General features: G+C 66.4%; 2 protein-coding genes. Both read left to right on the forward strand.

Translation table 11 applies throughout. From position 1 onward, the window contains the following. Nucleotides 1–141 precede the first annotated feature (141 nt). Nucleotides 142–885 (forward strand): SDR family NAD(P)-dependent oxidoreductase, encoded by a 744-nt coding sequence (locus I6A81_RS40960; RefSeq protein ID WP_203008372.1) that lies wholly within the window; start codon nucleotides 142–144, stop codon nucleotides 883–885. A gap of 206 nt (nucleotides 886–1091) precedes the next feature. Further along, nucleotides 1092–1682, forward strand: a complete 591-nt coding sequence (locus I6A81_RS40965) for a TetR/AcrR family transcriptional regulator (protein ID WP_407661472.1) — start codon at nucleotides 1092–1094, stop codon at nucleotides 1680–1682. Nucleotides 1683–2057: the final 375 nt, after the last annotated feature.

The raw sequence follows: 2057 nt of genomic DNA on the forward strand, positions 1-2057 counted from the left end.
CACGTACGAGTACGAACCATCATTCATCCTACGCGGCCTACGCGGGCTGCAAATCGACTTCACCCCGGTGGACTGAGCGGTCTTGTTACCCATGGAGACATCGAAACAGAAATCGTCGGGTCGTGACGGAAGGAACTCACGGTGAGCAGAGTGGCCGTCGTGACCGGCGGCGCCTCGGGAATCGGCCTAGCGGTCAGCCAACGACTGGCCGCCCGCGGAGACAAGGTGGCCGTGCTCGACCTCCAGGGCGAGACCGCACGGCAAACCGCGAAAAGCCTTCAAGGGCAAGGGCTCAACGCACTCGGCCTGGCGGTCGACGTCAGCGACCGCGACGAGGTCGACACCGCCATGCAGGCCGTCCGTGACGCCTTCGGCCCCATCGAGATCCTGGTCACCAGCGCCGGTGTCACCTCCCTGTGTCCCTTCACCGAGATCTCGCTGGAGAAATGGAACCTGCTGCTGGCCGTCAACCTCACGGGGACGTTCAACTGCGCGCAGAACGTCATCCCCGACATGGTCGAAGCCAGCTGGGGCCGGATCGTGACGATCTCCTCGGTCGCCGGCCAGGCCGGCTCCGCGAACCAGGCCGACTACGTCGCGTCCAAAAGCGGACTGATCGGCTTGACCAAAGCCCTGGCAAAGGAATTCGCGCCGCGCGGCATCACCGTCAACACCATCCCCCCGGGACTGGTCGACACGCCCATGGCCCGCGCCGCGGAGGCCGCCGGCACCCTGCCAGGGCTCGATGTCGTCGGCGCGGCCATGCCGCTACGCCGCGCCGGTACCCCGCAGGACATCGCCGCAGCCTGCGCGTTCCTGTGCTCGGATGACGGCAGCTACATCACCGGCCAGCAGATCGGCGTCAACGGCGGGACCTACATGTAGCTGACACCGATCGCATGGTTCGCTCCTCGTACGGATCCGGCCTGGTACGTATAGCCTGGCCTCACAGCATGCGGACGGTCCGGGCAGAGCAGGACCAGGGCACGGCCCGTCGTCGGCCCGCGGCCGTTTCCGCGCGGCACGATCGCGAAGGGCGGCGGATGGCATCACCACGTCGGGTCGGTGCGGCGACCTCCAAGACCCGCGCCATGCTTCTGGACCGCGCCGAGCAGCTCATGCTCCGCGAGGGCTACGCGGCGGTGACCTACCGGGCCCTGGCGGCCAGAGCCGGGGTCACGCCCGGGCTGGTCCAATACTATTTCCCGACATTTGATGATCTTTTCCTCGCGGTCGTCCGGCGCCGCAGCGAGCAAAGCCTAGAATGGCTGACAGGGTTGCTCCAGGCAGGTCAGCCCCTGCGGGCTCTCTGGACATATGTCAATGACAGGACCGGGTCGTCCCTGACGGCGGAGCTCATGGCGCTCGCCAACCACCACAAGACGATCCGGGCAGAGATGGCCGAGTCCGGCGAACGGATCCGCGCCATTGTGCTCGATGCGCTATCCGAATCTTCGAGTAACTATGGGGGCGTTCCACAGGTCGTCCCGCCCGAGGTGGTCGCGTTCCTCATATCGGGCGCCTTTCGGCTGATCGCTGCGGAGGAGTCGGTCGGCATGTCCACCTCCCACGCGGAGACGACCAATTTCATAGAATGGTACCTGAACCAGGTCGAACCTCGGCCCCTGGCCGGAGATCAGAGCCCAACCTCGAATTCTGAGACAGTCATCGAAGCGGACTAGCCGCCTTCTCGATCGACTACGGCGGGCATGGCCAGGCGCCGGTGACGCGGAATCCGCGATCCCATTCAGCCGCCGCTCCCGGCGTATGGGCTCGCGATCACAAGACCCCAAGCCGGCACGAGCGCCCGGGCAGGAGGTAGGCAGTCGTAGAGAGCAGTCGATCTCGTAGAGCCCGGCTGCGCGGAGGCGTCGAAAATGGCCATTCAACATCCAATTCTGCTCTAGACCCGCAACCCGCCTGATGGCGGTCCGCCTGAGCCGGCTCGCGGGCCGGGGCGCCTGTGCGAGCACGGGCGGCAGCTCCACGAGGGCGTCACCGCCGGCCGGGAAAGCACGACGGAAGGATCGAGAGACATGGCACGCGTGGAGCCGGTC

Source organism: Frankia nepalensis (assembly GCF_016786325.1).
Classification (GTDB): domain Bacteria; phylum Actinomycetota; class Actinomycetes; order Frankiales; family Frankiaceae; genus Pseudofrankia; species Pseudofrankia nepalensis.